Raw genomic sequence first — 18,590 nt, forward strand, 5'->3', positions numbered from 1 at the left:
TACGCCGCTTGTTGTGCGCTCTCTTTTTGCCGCTTCGCGATCGCATTTAATGCAACAATTATACTTGCATTAAGCGCGCGTCTGTTTTACCGTTACTAAATGCACTAATGACAGTTACCTTTTACCCCGCCCGGCGGCGGAGGTCAACAGCAAAAACAGGTTATAATTCTAAGGGGAAGACAATGAGCCATGATGATTTTATCAGCGACCTGGTAATGTGGATCGACACGCATATTGAAGGCAAGATGGATTTGGATACCGTGGCCCGCCGGGCAGGCTACTCCAAATGGCATCTGCAGCGTATGTTTAAGCAGCATACCGGCCACGCTTTAGGCGAATATATCCGCTCGTCTGAAAAAATCCGCCGAGCGCCTGGCTAAAGGCGGCGAGCCTATTCTGGACGTGGCGATTTCATTCGGTTTCGATTCCCAGCAATCTTTTAACCGCAGCTTCAAACGTCAGTTCGGCCAGTCGCCGGGCGCATGGCGTCGTCAGGTGCAGGTCAGCGCCTGATTGCTTTTCAATGGCGGGCGTAGCGGCCCGCTTTGACTTTTCCGTTCCGCCTCCGTTTCGTTCCTCGCCGCATCGCATAAATATCAGTTCGACCAGGGCAAAACTAACTTTTCCGTCCCGCCTCCGTTTCGTTCTCCTGCCGCAGTGCATAAATATAGGTTCGACCAAATCAAAACAGGCCTGAAAAAACGCGGAGGATTGTATACTGTCTGAATTGTAATGCTTTTTGACTTCAGACAGACAGGAATCCCTATGGAGATACGGAACCTCACCAAACGCCAGCTTTGCGAAGCCGCCAGCTATCTGCTGGTCTTTATCGCGCTGCTGATGATTTTTCCTTTACGCCTGCTGCCGTGTTTTCTGGCCGGATTTATCGTTTACGAAACCATTCTGGCGCTGACGCCCTGGATAGAGAGGCTGGTCAAAGGGCCGCTGGCGCGTTGGATCACCATTTTCTTTCTTACCGTGGTGGTGCTGTTAGCGCTGGCGGGCGGTATCACCAAACTGATTGGCTTTCTGCTGCACGACTTCCACAGTCCGGCGGCTTTCCATGCCGCCGCCAGCAAGCTGCTTGAAGATGCGCAGGATACGCTGTCGCCGGTGGTCACGCGCTATCTGCCCGCAGATATCGATGAACTGCAGCATCAGGTTATGGCCTGGCTGCGCGAGCATCTGGTTGTGGTGCAAACGCTGGGCCGTACCGCCGCGCACACCTTTGCCACTATGCTTATCGGAATGCTGCTGGGCGCGATTATCTCGCTGCGCATCAGCGGCAGCGATACCAGCAACGCGCCGCTAACCCAGGCAATGCTAAAACGTCTGACGCTGCTTGCGGCTTCTTTTCACGATGTGGTTTTCGCACAAATCAAAGTCTCGCTGGTCAACACGCTGCTGACCTGTGGCTTTCTGTTCGGCGTGCTGCCGCTGTTCGGGCTGCACTTTCCGTTTGCCAAAACCGTTATCGTCCTGACCTTTATTGCCGGAATGCTGCCGGTGATCGGCAATCTGATCTCCAACACGGTTATTGTTTTGATTGGGCTTTCCATCTCTTTGCAGGCAGCGCTGATCGCGCTGATTTTCCTGATTCTGGTGCACAAGCTGGAATACTTCATCAATGCCCGTATCTTTGGCACCCGTATCAACGCCAAAACCTGGGAAATCCTGCTGGCGATGCTGGTGTTTGAATCCGCCTTTGGCCTGGCGGGCGTGGTTGCCGCGCCGGTGTTTTACGCCTATCTGAAAAGCGAACTGCGCCACGCCCGCCTGATTTAAGCTGCTTTACTGGCCCCGTTCGGGGCCAGTCTCCGCTATAAAGCTTCTTTATTCTTCTGCCGATAACTTCTCCTGAAGAACCGGAAAATTGCTTCCGCTTCATCTACCAGGGCATCAAATGAAACTCTCTAATTATAAGATCGGCGTGCGTTTAGGCCTGCTGGCCGCAGTATTGCTTTGCGCCACGCTATTTATCGGCCTGCGCGGCCTCGCTATCAACGAAAACGCGCTTGAGCAAAGCAGTCAGATCATGCAGCAGGAAATGCAGATTGAGCGGGTTATCGACACCGCGCGAAATGCACAAGTGCAGTTTAAGATTCAGGTACAGGAGTGGAAAAATACGCTGCTGCGCGGCGGCCAGAGTCCGGAGGCTTTTGCTAAGTACAGGACGGCTTTTATTGAACAGGGCGACAAGACTCAGCAGCTGCTTGCCACGCTGATCGAAACGATGCCGACGGTAGGCATGGATAACCGTGAAGCGCGGGAGACGCGTAAGCTTCATGGCGAGCTGCAAGAGCGCTATCTCAGCGCGCTACAGGCTTACCAGCAGGGTGATGCCGACAGCGCGCAGCGCGTCGATCGTCTGGTCACCGGCGTCGATCGTCTGCCGACAAAAATGATCGACGAAGTGGTAGCCAACGTGCTGACGCACACGCAAAGCCTACATAAGCAGATCGCCGCTGCTAATCAGCAAAGTTATCAGCACACCAGACTGATCCTGGCCTTGTCGATGCTGTTAGCGCTGTTGACCGGCTGCATCATTACCTGGTGGCTGGTACGCAGCATCACCCAGCCGCTGGCGCAGGCAGTAAAAATCGCCCAGACGGTGGCGGCCGGCGATCTGCAGACGCAAATCGTGGTGAAAGGCCGTGATGAAACGGCCTCACTCATGGCCGCGCTGAAAGAGATGAACACCAATCTTACGCGTATCGTTTCCGACGTGCGTGACGGCACGGAAACTATCGCCTCGGCTTCGTCACAGATTGCCCTGGGCAGTCAGGATCTCTCCGGTCGTAATGAGGCACAGGCCAGCGCGCTGGAAGAAACGGCGGCCTCGATGGAGCAGTTAACATCCGTAGTCAGAAAAAATGCTGACAACGCACGTCATGCCAGCGATATCGCTCAGGATGCCACGTCAGCCGCGCAGCTGGGCGGCAGCGTGGTGAAGGAAGTAGTACATACGATGGGCGAGATTCAGCATTTTTCCAGCCAAATTAGCAATATTATCAGCCTGATTGATGGCATCGCCTTCCAGACCAATATTCTGGCGCTGAACGCCGCCGTTGAAGCCGCAAGGGCAGGAAGCGAAGGGCGGGGCTTTGCCGTGGTGGCCGCTGAAGTGCGGGCGCTGTCGCAACGTTCTGCCGCTGCCGCCAGGGATATTAAAACCTTAATTGACAGCTCGGTCAGCCGTATCAATACGGGTAACGCGCTGGTCGAACGCGCGGGTCAGGCGATGGAAAATATTGTGGAAAACGTGCACCGCGTCAGCTCGCTGGTGGCAGAGATCTCGCTGGCAAGTAATGAGCAAAGCGTCGGTATCGATCAGGTTAACCTCGCGGTAACGCAAATGGATGATGCCACTCAGCAGAACGCCTCATTGTCGCAGGAATCGACCGTAGCGGCGCAGTCCCTGCAGCAGCAGGCTGAAAATCTGCTGCGTAGCGTCAGCGTGTTTAAGCTTTCCGCTATTGTATAGGACACAGAAACGCGACGGCGGCCCGACTGCTGTCGCATTCTCTCTTTACTAAATAAATAGGCGGAAGACCTGCCCAACTTACCTTTTCGTTCTGCTATTTTTGCCACAGAGTACCCTGTTAAATAACCATTATTTCACTATTAAAAAAATAAATTATTTAGCGACAGGGTTAAGAGCGTCACCTTTTATTGTTAAGCCAGCAGGGTAATTATATTTTTCTATTCTTTTTTTCATGGCGTTTACCCTTTAATTAGTTAAATATATAGCCACCTCCTTCATTTAATGCTGACCTGTTATCAATAATTGCCGCCTGGCGATAACGCTTGCCTGATATCTTTCTTTGGACATAACCCCTGAAGAGAAAATAATCATGGCAACCCTGAGTAAAGTAAAAAACATATATTCCCTGGAAAGGCCGGTATGGATGGATGCGGCCGGTCTGAGTAAGGGAATTAATCATGACCGTCAGCATCTGGGAATTATCCTGTCTGCAGGGCAGGCGATCAAAGTCCGCCAGCTATCGCCCAATAACGGCTCATTGACGCTGCGTTTACTGAATAATGATGATCAAACTGAAGCTTCTGTCAGCTTTGGCTCCGCCTGGGTGAAGTTAAGTGCCGGCGCGGCCTCTGTGCCTTTTATTGATACCCCTTACGATCTTTCCACTGCCGTTGTGGAATATGAATATGACGACAGGGCTAACACGCTGCCTGTCTATGAGCAAGGCGGCAGCGAAAGCGCTTTCTTTCAGCTGTGGGACAGCCAGAACGCTGAGTTTGCATTAATCAGCAGCAAGTTTGTGGATATTTTAATTCCGGCAGCCGATAAACAAAAACTGCGTACGCTCCACGCGCAAAATAGCATCGACCGTTTAATCGAAGGCTACAGCAATATCTTTAATTTTTATAACACGCTGCTTGGCCTTTCTTTCCAGACGCCTGTTATTACCGATAGGAATATCCGCAACCGCTACTTTATCAAGGCGGACAAAAGCGGCCCGGGCGCGGCTTATTACAGCGATCGCTGGACCGCCGAAACCAGCCCGACCGTTAGCGACTTCTGGCTGTTCAGCAAAGAGCCCGGCTGGGGCTGCCTGCACGAAATTGCCCATGGTTATGAAGGCAAATTCATGTCGGACAGATTTATCGACGTGCGCGAGGTCTGGAACAATATTCACTGTGCCTGCTACCAGCATCTTACAATGGGCGACAGGCAATATCAGGAAGGCTGGCTGTACGACTACGGCAGACAGGCTGCGGTGGAAAAAGTTATCAATGATTTTGTGCGTAACGGCACGCCAGTAAATCAGTGGGATCTGCGCTCGAAACTCTACTTTATGATGCAGATGGTCAACAAGGCGGGCATGGAAGCCTTTACCCACTTTAATCAGCAGTACCGTCTGCTCAGTAACCGCGACGGCTTTATTGCTGAAGAACATTCGCTGCTGGATATGCTTTCTGTCAGCTTTGCCGAAGCGGGCGCCAAAATTGACGTTACGCCTTTTATGCAGCTGGTTGGCGCGCCACTCACTCGCCAGCAGCGCGACAATAATCTGTTTTGCCAGGGTAAGGCGGTTTATCCGTTAAATCAGCTGGTAGAAGAGGGACGGCTGGCGGCGTTGCAGCAGCAGCTGAATTTGCGTAGTCCGCTGGCGCTGGTGGATGTTCAGCAACTGAAAATAACCGGTCTGACCGGCAGCGTCAGCCTGAAACTGGATATCGATGACTTCCGTCAGATTGAAAATGAAACCCTGACGCTGCTTGACGGCGCAACGGTCGTACGGCAGGTAAAAATTAACCGGCAGGAAGTGCTGCTTGAGGATCTGCCTGTTGGCGTTTACACGCTGCATTTACCCACCGGTAAAAGCCAAAAGTATGCTGTGCAGCCAGGCTATCTGAAAGTTAAAACCGGGCAGTCAGCGCAGGTTATTCATTACCAGCGTAAAATAGCCTCACCGTTACTTAATCAGGTATTTAACCTGCTGGGGCTGGGCGATGCCAGTTTTGCCAGCGTCGAGCTGGACCACAGCAAAGGCCTGCTCAGCATTAATGCGGGTGGAAACAGTCCGCACGTTTATTTCCCGGATCAAACCTATGCTCAGATTACGATCCGCGACGGCAGCAACAGAGAAATCTATAAAAGAACTTTTCTGGGCAACGATCGCCTTATTGCTCACGACGAAATCGCTTTCTCTTACGGGGATCGGATTGAAATCTACCATCGTGAACCTTCTCGTTTACGTTTGTCGCCCGCCGTATCCGGCATAATCGATGCTACTGGCGAAACCAATCATTTTGTTATTACGGCCAGCGGCCTGAAAAATGAAAAATTAAACAACAACCCAGAAACGGATCTGGCCGAGAGACTGGAAAGCGCTTCGCTGGCGATTGCCGCTAACCATGCGGTTGTGGGCGCGGATTATGCGGCGGCTAAAGACGATCTCTGGCTGGCCGTCATGGCTTTGAGCCGTCCGCTGCGTGATATCCTGTTTGCAAAATATTATATTTATCTTTCTATGCATAACGAGCTGACGGAGCATCCTGAAGTGCCTGAAGTGCCTGAAGTGCCTGAAGTGCCTGAAGTGCCTGAAGTGCCTGAAGTGCCTGAAGTGCCTGAAGTGCCTGAAGTGCCTGAAGTGCCTGAAGTGCCTGAAGTGCCTGAAGAACCGGTGGCGCTGGCTCCGCCGCTTTATCCGCTTTGGGAAGCCGGTCGCATATACGTCGGAGGCGACAGGGTGACGCACAAAGGACGAAACTATCTGGCTAAATGGTGGATTGGGCAGGGCACCGAACCCGGCCTGGAGAGCACGACCGGGGCGGCAGACGGCGACGGCCGTCCATGGACAGAGATCTAACCCAGGTCTGAGTCAGGCAGCCTGAAAAGTATTCATTTCGGGCTGCTGTTAAATGGCAACGCAGAGCACATGGGAAGGGTACTCTGCGTTTTTTACCTTTATTGAAAGTAACCAGCGGTTCAACTAAACCGCCGCCATCCTGCAACGGCTTTCTCCCGTGCCTGCTACTTACCTGTCTGCTTCAAAATCTCAGCCAGCTGCGCGCGGTGCTCGCCGTCAATCTCCCGAGCGGCGGAATAACCGGCGTTCAGCAGAATGGTTTCATTCAGCCCCACCAGCCAGTCATAGATATAGTAGGCGGCATGGTTATTAGGCTTCAGCGCCAGCTTTGTCAGCCGCTGGCCCGGCCCCAGGCTGGCGGCCTGGGTTTCCGGACGGGCGAAGATCTTCTGGCCACGATTGATTTTACTGTCGGGGCGCGCCGACTCTGGCAGATGCTGGAAGCCGAGCCAGGCGACGAAATCGCCCAGCACGCTCAGCGCGCGGGAGACCTGGCGATCGGCCAGCATCTCGGCCGGGGTATTCGCCGCATCTTTATCCGTCAGGATTTTCACCAGCGCGCCTTCAATATCCAGACGAATACTGGCCGTGGTCAGCTCTTCGGTCAGCATCTCCAGCGTGGGGCGCGTCACGCCCAGCAGCTCCAGCAGCGCGTCCTGTTCGGGCAGCTGTCCCAGCAGGTTGATCCAGTAACGGTAGACCTGTTGCGCAAAGCCATTTTCCGCTTCGCTCTCCTCGCCCGTTTGCTGCGCATCCAGCGGCAGCGGTAAAGGATCGTTGCTCAACAGATCGATACTCATTCCAATGCCGAAGGGATCCTCTTCCGTCAGGGCATACTCTTCGTTGCTGCGGCGCTCGGCGGGGTGTTGCTGCTGCATAAACAGGTGACGCAGCGTTTCGCGCGTCGGCAGCAGCCGCTCCAGCAGCTCGCCGTGCACGCCGGTTCTGGTTTGCAACGCCTTCAGCAGCGATTCGGCAACGCGCAGGCGGGCCTCCGGCTCCTCTTTTTCCGCCGCCAGATACCAGCGGCCCAGCAGGTTATCGCTCAGCTCGCGACGGATCTCGCTGAGCTGTTCCTGCAAGCGCGTCATTTTGTTTTCGCGGCTGACTTCGCTGGTCAGCCAGCCCGCCATCCGCTTCACGCCCTTATCGTCCATCGTCAGCATGGTGCCCCAGGCATCGCCGGGATTGCCCACGTAGCGCTGTACGGCGGCGTCGTGGTTCTGACCGTGCGTAATACGCTGGTCAAAAGGCGTCAGCGCCCAGATTAGCGCAGGTTTGCGGCCGCTGTGCGGCTGGCCCTGGGTCTGCTTCACCCAGTTGTCCAGCACACGGCCCACGATGCGGGTATCCGCGCGCTGGCTGGAAGCGTTACAGACCATCAGCAAGTCGACATCCTGCCGTTCTGCGGCGCGGGTTAACAGGAAAGGACGCTTGGCGGTGGTAAAGGCCAGCGCCAGTTCGTGCGCGCTGTCATCCGGCAGAACTGACGGTTCTTCAAAACCGGGAAAGTCCAGCAGATCGACCTGTTCAAACAGGTTTTCACGCGGCGCGCTGTAGAACGGCAGCAGCACTTCGCGGCTCAGCAGGTTCAGCTCGCCCAGCGCCAGGTTAACCGGCCTCAGGCTGCGGCCGTTATGCTGCGGCACTACCTGAATAACGCGATCCGATGAGGCGTTAAAATAGCGCAGGCCGCTGCTGTTTAATACGCTCAGGCCGGGATCGTCCACCGTGCTGATGGGCGCCAGCACGCGTCGCGCGCCGGAAAGATGATGCAGCACGTGCGCCAGCTGGCGATAAAGCGCGGAAAGATCGCGGTCTTCATTCCACAGCAGGGAAAAGAGGCGGGCGCGATCGTCCACGCCCAGCATCGGCGCCAGCTCCACGGCCTGCGGCCAGAAATGACTTTCCAGCGCCTTGCTGCGGCAAATCTGGGCGGCGTTCAGACGGTGCCACAGCGCCACCACGTTATTGCTGCTCATGCCTTCCACGCTCTGCGCCTGGCGATAAACGGCGACGCTTTTCATGCGCTCGGCAATCTGCTGCTCATCCAGCGCGATGGTTTCGCTGCCGCTGCGTTTGGCCCAGATTTGCGCCAGCACGCCGGCGATCTCTTCTTCGCTCATCAGCGACAGCTGCACCGGCCATTCGTTATCGGTGCTGGTCTGCCGGCCGCTGAAGCGCATCACCATGGTGGCGCTCTGCTGCTGCGGATTAAGCTGCGCATAGTCAAAGGTGGTATTGCCCAGCGCCAGCTCCATCCGGCCTTTTTCACTGGCGGCCAGCGCGGCGATCAGCCAGGCTTTGCCCGCCTGCGCCAGGCCGAAAAAGCCGACCGCGCACTCATTGCTCGCGGCCTCATTCAGCCGGGTTGCCTTGTTATGCTGATGCCGCAGCCGGACGCCAAGGCGATCCGCTTCCATATTAAGACGTGGGGCGGTGGTACGGGCGCTTTCCAGCCAAATCAGCGCGCGATCGATACCCTTGGTCACGTTTTCCAGTTTTTTGCCGAACTGCCCCGATGGCTTAGGCGTCAACGCTTTCATTTTTTATATACGCTCCCACTGTCAATCCAGTAATGGGTTAATCCTGAGCCGCTGCTGGCCAGCGTATTCAGCCTGAGCCGCAGATGTTCCAGCGGCACGCGGCTGCCGTCGTCCAGCGTTGCCTCGGCAATAGCAAATCTTTCCGGGCCGAATTCGCCTTTGGTTTCCGCCACCGCCAGCTTGATCTTCAGCACCTTGTCGCCTGCCACGCTGCGGGCCAGCTGCGGATCGGCGATCGACAGGGTGTAAAGCGGCGAAGCGGGCCAGCGATCGTTATCCAGCTGCCGGAATCCCAGCGTCAGCGCGCCGCGAACCTGAAAACGCTCGCGTGGGTCGAGCCGGAAATTATCGTCATCCAGATCGATATCGGCATACCAGACGTTCTCGGCGCTCAGGCTGCCGTTACCGTCCAGCATGCCCAGATAGCGAATAGTGGAGTACGGCTGAAAATCACCTGCCTTAAACCAGAAGTTCGCCAGCCTTAAATCCAGCGACAGCAGGCACAGCATAGCGCCGACCGCCGCCGTGGATTTCGGGTTCTCAATCCGGCCCTGTTTGTTAAAGGGATACCAGTCGTTGGTGTGGTAGCCGTCCAGCGACAGAATACGGCTGACCGGCAGCGGCTGGAGATGGCGGAACAGCGCCTGCACGCCAGGGAAGCGCGAAGGGCGACCCGTCAGCAGCAGCACATCGCAGTCATACACGGCGACCACTTCCGACATCGAGCGCAGGCTCTGGGTAATATTCATACGCGGCGACAGGAACTCCGCATGAAGCTTGCTCAGCCTGACCACCAGCGGGACACGCAGCAGATCGAAAGCTTCCGCCTCGTTCGGCAGCTCGCGCTGGATCTCGCGGTTGATATAGTCGAGCAGCTTTTGCGTCGGCGCCTGGGCCAGCAGCTCGCCAAAGCGGGCATCCAGCTCGGCGTTCAGCTCCAGCGGATCGAATTTTTCATAGGCTTCCAGAATCGCCTGGCCTACCGGAATGAAAATTTGCAGCGTAACCTGCTGACGCAGCGTGGAATGTCCGTCCAGACGACCTTCATGGCCGAAAAGCCGCGTCATTACGCCTTCCGGGTTCACCATACCGGCTTCTTTGAACGCGTGCTGCAAGGCGGGCAGCACGTAAAGCTGGATCACATCCAGCAGAATGTCGTCGCCGGCCTGCTTAAAGCCTTCGCGGAACAGCAGGCGCGGCATAATCTTCACGTTGTTACCGACGCCGTCATCCAGGCGATACTGGGTGATCGCCAGATCGGTGGTGCCGCCGCCGATATCAATGGAGGCGATACGCAGCGTTTTGCCCACCGGCTCGTCGGGCGCGCGAACGCGATCGGGGCGCGCCATGCTGACAAAGAACGCCTCGGCGCGACCGCCGAAGTTTACCTGCGTTTCGTTATAGAGATAAACCATCTGGCCGCAGGTCGCTTCGTCCCATTCCATCTGGACTTCCGGTACCGGCACGCTGCTTTTTGCCTTGTCTTTGGCGCTGGTAAAGTCGTCATCCGCCGGATGCCAGCCCATCGCTTTCCAGATCAGCGCGATCGCTTCCTGCATCCGACGACGGAAAATCTCGCGCTCCGGTTTAGGCATAGCGGAAGGCAGCGTCAGGATAATATTACGCAGCTGGCGCGGCGCGCTGCTGTGCAGCATCTTCTGGCGCTGCAGCGCGCTGTTCATTTGCAGCAGCGCCTGCGCCAGCAGTTCGCCAAGCATAAACGTCATTACGGAACTACGGCTGTACTGCGGCGTAAAGACCGGCAGGCGCTCCTCCAGCGGCTGGCTGAACAGCGGCTCGCCTTCGTCATTAACCAGATTAGTCAGCGGCGCGGCGGTTGCCAGCGGCTCCAGCGCGGCGTTGCCCGGCGTGCGGCTGAAGCGCCAGCCTGGCGTGTAGGCATCCTCATCCCAAAGATAGCGGCGCGGGCTGGAAATGCCGGTTGCGCCTTCCGTGCCTAAACGCTGCAGCGCCAGGTTGCTCGCCTCGCGGCCTACGCGGGTAATCGAAGGCCAGATAAAGGCGTCATCGCGTCCGCTTTCCATCGAGAAGTTCTGCTTGCCAAAGCTGGCCTGGGCAAATTCAACGCGGCTCTCGAACAGCTCGTTATAGACGCGGTGCGGCGTGCCCAGATCCCGCAGATGCAGCTCATAGGTGTGCTTGAGGCCGTGATGATCGTCAACGTGATCTTCCACCATAATGCCGCAGGTATGCGAGTTGCCAACGTCCAGGATCAAATCGACCGGGATGGCCGGCTCCTGTAGCGTGGCGGCGCTGATCTTCAGCTCCGGCATCGCCAGCTGGTGGCCGAGCATATGCAGAATATTCAGGTAATGGGCCTGGTATTCGAATTCGCGCAGCGCTGTGCGGATATTAACCTGCGGACGCTGCTCGACGGCGGCGGCCTGCTGGCTGAAGACCTCGCGCAGCCAGCCGTCGATCCAGGTATGATCCAGAAACTCGCCCAGCTCGTTGCTGCGATAAGCCAGCGCGAAGCTGACGCCGTTTTTGACGTCGCTCTCCACCAGCGCCAGCGACTCGTCTTCGCCTTCCTGCCAGGTGCGGGTTTCGAAAGCCAGGCAAATGCGATGCGTCTTGCCGTTTTGATCGGGCTTATCCAGCGCGACAATCTGCACGCGCGCCCAGTTATCAGGCCCGCCGATAAAAGTGCGGGGCGGATTAAAGCGAAAGAAGGGCAGCGGCAGCCACACGCCGTCCAGCAGCGCCAGCGACTGCGCCAGCGGGAAACTAAACTCGGGCTTCACCACTTCCGGCATGCCGCCCACCGCGATCGGCAGCAAATATTTGCCGCTCTGCGCGTTAAAGTTCAGACGCAGCAGCGGGCCGTTGGCCGTCTGGCGGACAAATTTGCCCGGCAAATCGTTTTCCGGATCCGGCGTCAGGGCAAAATCCAGGAACTGGATGCCGCTGTTCTGAATCAGCGTCATGTTCGGTTTAAAATCTGCGGTCGCCAGCATCATTATTTACTCTCGCGCTTCATCGTCATCGGTAATACGGTATCGGCATCATATTGGCCGCTACAGGCGGCGGCGGTGCCTTCGGCGCCCTGTACACAGGTCAGCTCGGGCATGTGGTAGCGCGAACCGTCGCTGCATTTTGCTCGGGTGCGGCTATTAATTACCAGGTTGCCGGATTTCATCACGCCCGCGTAGACCTCCACGCGACAAACCGTGCCGTCGCCCTGGGTCATCTGCGCCTGGCCTTTGCCGTTGCGCAGCTGATAGCGCAGCACGGGCGGCTTGCCGGTGAGCGGGGTTTTAATGCCGACAATCACGCGCCAGTTGCCGTTAAGGAAACGGGTAGAGCCTAGCTTGACCGCGTCCGCAGGCAGCACTAAATCATCTTTACCCGCAGGCACGGCAGGCGGCTGTTCAACCGGGGCTGGCGTGGTCTCAGCAGCGGACTGCGCCGGCGTCACCGTAACGGCCGCGACGCTGGCGGGTGCTACCGGCAGCGCAACGGCAGACTGCTTAACCGCATCAGCAGCAGGCTGCGTTTCGGCAGGTTGTTTAGCCGCATCGGCAGCCGGCTTCGTCTCAGCGGTTTGTTTAGCCGGTTCGGCAGCAGATTGCTTGATATCAGCAGCGGTTTTCTCGGGCGCAACCGCAGGTTTCGGCTCATTTACGTTCGCGGCTTGTGACGCTGTCACTTCCTGACGCATGGCGGAAAAATAGTTTTTCATCTGCACGCCAAACACAACCAGCAGCGCGGCAGCAGGCAGTATCCAGCCATAGCGCAGCAGGTTTTGCTTAGCCGTATTTTTCACAGGCTCGGGTTTAACGGGCGCTGATGCAGCGGGCGGCGGCTCAGGCGCATTTTCCGGCTCGGCGGAGGTCTGATAAGCCGCAATGGCAGGTGTAACGACAGGCGTAACGACAGGCGCGACGGCGGCAGCGACAGGCGGCGCGCTTACCGCAGGCGCGACGGCAACCACCGGCGCGGCCGCCGTCATTTTCGACAGCGTCAACGGCACTTCTTCTTCGACGGCGCGCAGACAATCCAGCGGATCCAGCTGGCCTTTTTTCTCAAGGCTGACAAATCCCCAGAAGGTCAGAACGGGTTTGCCGCCGACCAGATAGACAAAGTTTTGATCGGGAAACTGAATCGCTTTAGCCAGCAGCGCGCCAAAAAGTTTCTGACTGTTTTTATCCGACTGCAGCGCACGCTGGCACAGGTCGGCCACCGTTTGCTGACAGGCAACCAGCTGATTTAACGCGTGCGCGCGTGCGCTGTCGCTGGCCGCAGCCCAGGAGATAACTTTGCCGGAAATGGGCGAATACCAGTCCAGACGGTCACCGGCATCGTTGGGTTGAGGGATAGCCAGGCAGTCAGCTATCTGCTGCTGTTTCCGCAGGCGCAGCGTCTCGCGCAGCTGCAGGGCTGATAAATAAACGGGCTGACCGTTTTCGCCAAGAGGCAGAACCGCGTCCAGGCTTCCGCTGCGTAAAAATAGTTTAGCCACGCAAAGACCTTTTTTAGTCAGGATTCAATAAGTTTTAATCCAAATTTCTATTTACTGTAGTCGAGTGGACTTAAATCAAATGCAGAAATAAGAGGGTAAAGCGTGTTTTACTCAGCTCATGACGCAAAAAAAAGTCAGGAACAGGTTAATTTTTAAGGAAAATAGCTGGAAAAAGCAGCGCCTATCGCAATAACAGGCGCGGCCGAGGTTAATTTTTTACCCAAAGTGCCGATAACGATTTTGTGACGAATACCATAAATATGACAAAAGGTTACAACATGATCGGCTCTACCAAATCGGGGATATTATCCTGGCTGAAATCCAACGCCAGCCATTTACGCGCAACGCTCAGCTCGCTGAACAACGCCATCGCCATGATCGAATTTACGCCACAGGGTCATATCCTGACGGCAAATGCGCTTTTTTTAGAGACAATGGGCTACAAACTGAGCGAAATCGTTGGCAAGCATCATCGGCTCTTCTGTACCGACGAGCTGATCCACTCGCCGGAATATGGTCAGTTCTGGCAGCGCCTTGCGCGTGGCGAAAGCTTCAGTGATAAGTTCCTGCGGCTGGCAAAACATCAGCGCCCGATCTGGCTTGAAGCTAACTATGTGCCGGTACAGGATCGCCACGGCCGGGTGATTAAAATCGTTAAGCTAGCCTCCGATATTACTAGCCATATTCAGGATGCGCAGGAGCAGCGGGCGATGACGACTGCTATCAGCCGCTCAATGGCGGTGATTGCTTTTAACCTGAAGGGTGAAGTATTACGCGCCAACCAGAACTTTTTAAAAACCACCGGCTATAGCCATGAGCAAATTATCGGGCGTCATCACCGCATGTTTTGCGCGCCGGAAGTGTATAACAGCCGTGAATACAGCGAGTTCTGGCACAAGCTGCAAAAGGGCGACTTTGTCGCCGGGCAATTCCCCCGCGTTAACAGCAAGGGCGAAACGATTTGGCTACGCGCCACCTATAACCCGATTTTCGATGCTAACAACGAGCTTTATGAGGTGGTCAAATTCGCTACCGACGTAACGGCACAGGTAGAGAAAAACCAGCAGGAGCGCGAAGCGGTCGATCACGCGTATAAAGCGGCGGTGGAAACCAGTCAAAACACGCGGCTCGGCGTCAGCGTGATTGAAAACAGCGTGGCGCGCATGAACGAAGTCGCCAGCGAGATGCATAAAGTCTCAGGAGACATCAACGGCCTTAGCTCCCAGTCCGCGCAAATTGGCGAGATAGTGGAAACGATCCGTTCTATTGCCAATCAGACCAACCTGCTGGCGTTAAACGCCGCCGTTGAAGCGGCCAGAGCGGGCACGCATGGACGCAGCTTTGCGGTCGTGGCTAACGAGGTGCGCAGCCTGGCGGCCAATATCAATAGCGCCAGCCAGGAGATCGCGAGCGTGGTCGATCGTAACCAGCAGCTGGCACAGCTGGCGCAAAAAAATATTACCGCAAACCTGGCGCGGGCCGACAGCGGCGTGGCGCTGGTAAAAGAAGCGGGCGACGTTATCGTAAATATTCAGAACAACTCCGAGCAGGTGGTGGATGCCATCGGCAACGTGACGCAGCATCTGACCAAATAGCGGCTTCATCTTCCAACGGGCTGCCGCAATAGTGGACATATTGCGGCGCAGATCGTCAATTTTTACATCCTGATACACTCCCTGCCGCTAATGACTCGTTTCGCTCCCTGACCATCCGGCGAGCTTTGCTAAACTCAGTCCGTTAACGAAACAGAGGAAGAGAGCATGAAAATCAAAAGCTATGCAGCGATGGAAGCCGGTAAGGCCCTGGAGCTGTATGAGTATGATGCGCCGGAGCTGAGCGCCGAGGAAGTGGAAGTCGAAGTGGAATATTGCGGCGTCTGCCATTCCGATCTCTCAATGATCGATAACGAGTGGGGCATCTCACGCTATCCGACTATTGCCGGCCATGAAGTGATTGGTCGCGTGTCCGCCATGGGCGAAGCAGCGAAGTCCAAAGGGCTTTCCGTTGGCCAGCGCGTGGGCATTGGCTGGACGGCGAAAAGCTGTCAGCACTGCGACGCCTGTATCAATGGCGAGCAGGTTAACTGCGAGCAGGGTTCAATCCCTACCATTCTGAACAACGGCGGCTTTGCCGAGAAGCTTCGCGCCGACTGGCAATGGGTTATTCCGCTGCCGGAAAACCTGGACGCGGCGACCGCTGGCCCGCTGCTGTGCGGCGGCATCACCGTCTTTAAACCGCTGCTGATGAGCAACGTCACGGCGACCAGCCGCGTGGGCGTCATCGGCATTGGTGGCCTGGGCCATATCGCTATCAAGATCCTGCGCGCGATGGGCGCGGAAGTGGTGGCGTTCAGCTCCACGCCAGATAAAAAGCAGTCCATCCTGGAAATGGGCGCTGACGAGGTCATCAACAGCCGCGATCCGGAAGCGCTGAAAAGCCAGGCGGGCCGTTTCGATCTGATTATCAGCACTGTAGCAGTGGATCTGGACTGGAAACCTTACTTCGACGCGCTGGCGCCGCAGGGCAAATTCCACACCGTGGGCGCCGTGCTGAAACCGTTTGAAGTCTCCGCTTTCCAGCTAATTATGGGCGATAAAGCGTTGACCGGCTCGTCTACCGGTTCTCCGGGCCAGCTGCGCTCGCTGCTGAAGCTGGCGTCACGCCGCGATATCGCGCCGCGCGTGGAGTATTTCCCGATGTCAAAAATCAATGAAGCGCTGGATCACGTGCGCGCCGGTAAGGCGAACTATCGTGTGGTGCTGAAAGCGGATTTCTGATGCGGTCTTTTAGCTGCTGATATGCTGAACGGCGACCCTGCGGTCGCCGTTTTTTTTAGCCTGCCCTGGCCGGATACAACCATGATGTGTACTTAGCCCTGGCCTGCGTCCGTTTCAGTAAAAGCAGGGGTCTTCAGGCCGGTGGAGTAGGCTACCTTTTTTACTTTTTCCGGCGTGGTGGTCACTTTTACCGCCGGGATAGTGACACGCCCAAAGCCGAGCAGGGTAGGGACATAGCCGCCAACCTGGTGCTCGCCTGCGGGCAAATGCAGTTGCAGGCTCTGACCGCGGATCAGCGCGCCGGCATCTTTACCGTCCACTGTGACATAAACGGCAGAGCCGTCATCGGTACGGCTGGTGACGTGGGAAACGTCAACCTGAGTTGGCCCCGTGGAGAAATCTTCGGCCGAAACCACGGCCGGGCCTTTAAAGAAATCTTTAGCCGATGCCGTTATCGATGTTGTGGCCGGTTCATCTTTCTTGTGGCTGGTGCAGCCGGTCAGGGTTATGGCGGCCATCGCTACGGCCAGGGTGAAACGACAGATCATTATACCTCACTATCCTCTACGGCTTTTAAGGCGCTATTTTAGCGCCTGGCCGCGTCTGAAAACAGTCAGGTCTCTTCTTAAAATGTGCCTTATCGCATTTTTTAACCGGCGCAGACAAAGACCTGACGCGCCTGAGCAGGCAAGATCTCAGTTTTCCGATAATCGTGATGGATAAAAACCGGCTAACGGGAGTCATGATCGCACTTTAGTTACATCATACTAAAGGTACTGATAATAATTCCATACCTAAACTCCAGAGATAACACGCATTCATACAGGCTAAAACGCAGCTAAATCAGATACAGACTATCAGTAAGAAAGGCATTTTTTGCGGGTAAAGTGCCGCTTCGAATCAGGAACGAAGCGGCAAATGGCTTAACCTATCACCTTATTTCTTCCCGCCAGCGGCGCAATCGCCACCTGTAACAGGCTTAACGCAATCATAAACAGCAGCGGGGCCGACCAGCTGTCAAAATGCTCGTGCAGCACGCCGAAAACCAGCGGGCCCAGCGCGGCCAGACCGTAACCTACGCATTGTGCCATGCCTGATAAGCGCGAAGCCTGATGATGATCGCCCGAACGCAGACCAAACAGAGAAAGGCTTATCACCAAAGAGGCGCCCGCGCCCAGTCCGGCAATAATCAACCAAAACACGGCCAGGGCAGGGAACAGATAAAGGCCGCACAGCCCGGTAAAAATTGCCAGCGAAGCCAGCAGGGCGATAGCGCGCTGATCGGCCAGGCGTTTCAGCGCCCGCATACAGGCAAGATTGGCGACGATTGCCACAATCTGATAGAGAAACAGCAGCCAGCCGGCGGCAAACTGGCTGAATCCTTGCGCCTCAGCCCAGGGCGTAAACCACGCAATCAGCGTGTAAAAGGCCAGCGACTGCAATCCCATAAACAGCGAAACCTGCCAGCCTAATGCGGCACGCCACGGCGAGCGCAGCGTAGAAACCGCCAGCGGTGTGCGCGTCGTTTGTCGTTGCCGGGCGCGTTTCAGCAGCGGTAGCCAGGCCGCCAGCGCGATGGCCGCCGGGATCAGCCAAACGGCCAGCGAAAAAAACCAGCCCGCATTCGTTAACGATGCCAGCGGCACCGCGATACCGGAAGCCAGGCTGGCGGTAATCGACATGACACAGGCATAAAGACCGATATAGCGGGCGGAATGCCGGGCGAAATCACGCTTAATCAGCGGCGGCAGCAGCACGTTGGCGGCGGCAATACCACCGCTCAGGATCGCCGTGCCCAGCCATAGCGCAGCGCTGCTGCCGGCAATGCGCAGAGCGGAACCGGATAAGATCAGCCAGACCGCGAGCCACAGCGTTTTCTCCAGTCCAAAGCGATTGCCTGACCACGCTGCAGGTGGCGCGAGCAGGGCAAACATCATCAGCGGAATAAAATTAAGCAGGCCAGCGTCGGTAGCCGTCAGGCTAAAGGTCAGGCGAATATCTTCCAGCACCGGGCCAATCGACGTCAGGGGGGCGCGCAAACAGGCTGCGGTAAGCAGTAAAACAGTAAGGAAAAAACCGGAACGGGTAAAAATTGGGGACATTATCGACATCGCAAAAAGAGCAGGCGCGGCCCGCTGATTATGCGTTGGTTGACGTTAACGCTTACGCAACCGAGCTGGCCCGGCTGTCTGGGCGCTATGTTAACGGCTAAAAAGCGCCGTTGTAAACCTTTTCAGAATGCCCTTATGTAGCCGGTTTACCCGTCATGGCTTACGTCTTACAAAATCCTGAAAAGTTCATTAATAGTCTTTTACATAAGAAATAAAAAAAATTATAGTTCTCATTCGCATTTGTAGATGGCCGTATCATTCGGCGATCGCCGGGGTAGCAGCGTCGGTAAAAGCGTTCCATAAAACAAAAATCACAGTGGCTAAACGGCTCAGGC

General features: G+C 56.1%; 10 protein-coding genes and 1 pseudogene. 6 read left to right on the forward strand and 5 right to left on the reverse strand.

Translation table 11 applies throughout. The features are described from left to right. Positions 1–182 precede the first annotated feature (182 nt). The 4 genes and pseudogenes from QZH36_RS01750 (at position 183) to QZH36_RS01765 (ending at position 6,338) form a co-directional block, all read left to right on the forward strand. Positions 183–513 (forward strand): annotated as a pseudogene (locus QZH36_RS01750) (helix-turn-helix domain-containing protein). A gap of 252 nt (positions 514–765) precedes the next feature. After that, positions 766–1,785, forward strand: a complete 1,020-nt coding sequence (locus tag QZH36_RS01755; protein ID WP_253454027.1) for an AI-2E family transporter — start codon at positions 766–768, stop codon at positions 1,783–1,785. A gap of 118 nt (positions 1,786–1,903) precedes the next feature. Next, positions 1,904–3,484 carry a methyl-accepting chemotaxis protein gene (locus QZH36_RS01760; protein WP_253454029.1) on the forward strand — a complete coding sequence of 527 codons (1,581 nt, stop codon included), beginning with the start codon at positions 1,904–1,906 and terminating at the stop codon, positions 3,482–3,484. A gap of 370 nt (positions 3,485–3,854) precedes the next feature. After that, positions 3,855–6,338: a putative mucin/carbohydrate-binding domain-containing protein gene (locus QZH36_RS01765; protein WP_301729519.1), complete on the forward strand. Its 2,484-nt coding sequence runs from the start codon at positions 3,855–3,857 to the stop codon at positions 6,336–6,338. Positions 6,339–6,502: 164 nt separating this feature from the next. Here QZH36_RS01765 and QZH36_RS01770 read toward each other — a convergent pair whose 3' ends face one another. Genes QZH36_RS01770 through QZH36_RS01780 form a run of 3 tightly spaced genes read right to left on the reverse strand, consistent with a single transcriptional unit; the run spans position 6,503 to position 13,367 of the window. Then, positions 6,503–8,884, reverse strand: coding sequence for a virulence factor SrfC family protein (locus QZH36_RS01770; RefSeq protein ID WP_253454033.1), 2,382 nt, complete (start codon positions 8,882–8,884; stop codon positions 6,503–6,505). Then, positions 8,881–11,862, reverse strand: a complete 2,982-nt coding sequence (locus QZH36_RS01775) for a virulence factor SrfB (protein WP_253460964.1) — start codon at positions 11,860–11,862, stop codon at positions 8,881–8,883. The genes QZH36_RS01770 and QZH36_RS01775 overlap by 4 nt, the downstream gene beginning before the upstream one ends. Before the next feature lie 2 nt (positions 11,863–11,864). Further along, positions 11,865–13,367 carry an SrfA family protein gene (locus QZH36_RS01780; RefSeq protein ID WP_301250764.1) on the reverse strand — a complete coding sequence of 501 codons (1,503 nt, stop codon included), beginning with the start codon at positions 13,365–13,367 and terminating at the stop codon, positions 11,865–11,867. Between the two features lie 278 nt (positions 13,368–13,645). On the opposite strand from QZH36_RS01780, the gene QZH36_RS01785 reads away from it, so the two are divergent. Both QZH36_RS01785 and ahr read left to right on the forward strand, forming a co-directional pair. Next, the gene (locus QZH36_RS01785) at positions 13,646–14,962 is read left to right on the forward strand and encodes a methyl-accepting chemotaxis protein (protein ID WP_301729721.1); all 1,317 of its coding nucleotides are present in this window, start codon (positions 13,646–13,648) and stop codon (positions 14,960–14,962) included. Positions 14,963–15,127: 165 nt separating this feature from the next. Next, entirely contained in the window at positions 15,128–16,144 is a 1,017-nt protein-coding gene (gene ahr, locus QZH36_RS01790) for an NADPH-dependent aldehyde reductase Ahr (protein WP_253454038.1), read from the forward strand. 92 nt (positions 16,145–16,236) lie between these two features. Here the strand turns inward: ahr and QZH36_RS01795 are convergent, their stop codons facing one another. Beyond that, positions 16,237–16,692, reverse strand: a complete 456-nt coding sequence (locus tag QZH36_RS01795) for a hypothetical protein (RefSeq protein ID WP_253454040.1) — start codon at positions 16,690–16,692, stop codon at positions 16,237–16,239. A gap of 375 nt (positions 16,693–17,067) precedes the next feature. Further along, a complete protein-coding gene (locus tag QZH36_RS01800) occupies positions 17,068–18,255 on the reverse strand; it encodes a CynX/NimT family MFS transporter (protein ID WP_253454042.1) in 1,188 nt (395 codons plus the stop codon). Positions 18,256–18,590: the final 335 nt, after the last annotated feature.

It is taken from the genome of Erwinia wuhanensis (assembly GCF_030484085.1).
Taxonomy (GTDB): Bacteria; Pseudomonadota; Gammaproteobacteria; order Enterobacterales; family Enterobacteriaceae; genus Erwinia; species Erwinia aeris.